1 protein-coding gene is annotated in these 303 nt (G+C 62.4%); it reads right to left on the reverse strand.

Annotation, left to right across the window (positions count from 1 at the left end; genetic code table 11):
• Window positions 1-303: EI24 domain-containing protein (locus tag EN850_RS35410; RefSeq protein WP_189591351.1), on the reverse strand; the 303-nt coding region annotated here is incomplete at both ends.

Raw genomic sequence — 303 nt, forward strand, 5'->3', positions numbered from 1 at the left:
GCAGATGAACCATCATGGCGGCCGCGAAAAGCGGCGTCAGAAGGTTGAGCAGCGGCACGGCGAGGAACACCGCGATGACCAATCCGGCCAGGAACACCGTGCCGGCATGTTTGCGGCGCAGCGCCTTGGCCTCGGCCTCGGGGCGAAACCGCATGGCGGCGAATTCGAAGAATTCCCGGCCAAGCAGGTAGCCGTTAACGACGAAGAAGGCGGCAATGTTGATGCCAGGCACCAGAAGCAAGAGCAACGCGACGATGTTGCCGAGGACCACCACGCCGAAGAACTTGATGGCCAGCACAAGCG

Origin of the sequence: Mesorhizobium sp. M8A.F.Ca.ET.207.01.1.1, from assembly GCF_004794715.1 — a bacterium.
Taxonomy (GTDB): domain Bacteria; phylum Pseudomonadota; class Alphaproteobacteria; order Rhizobiales; family Rhizobiaceae; genus Mesorhizobium.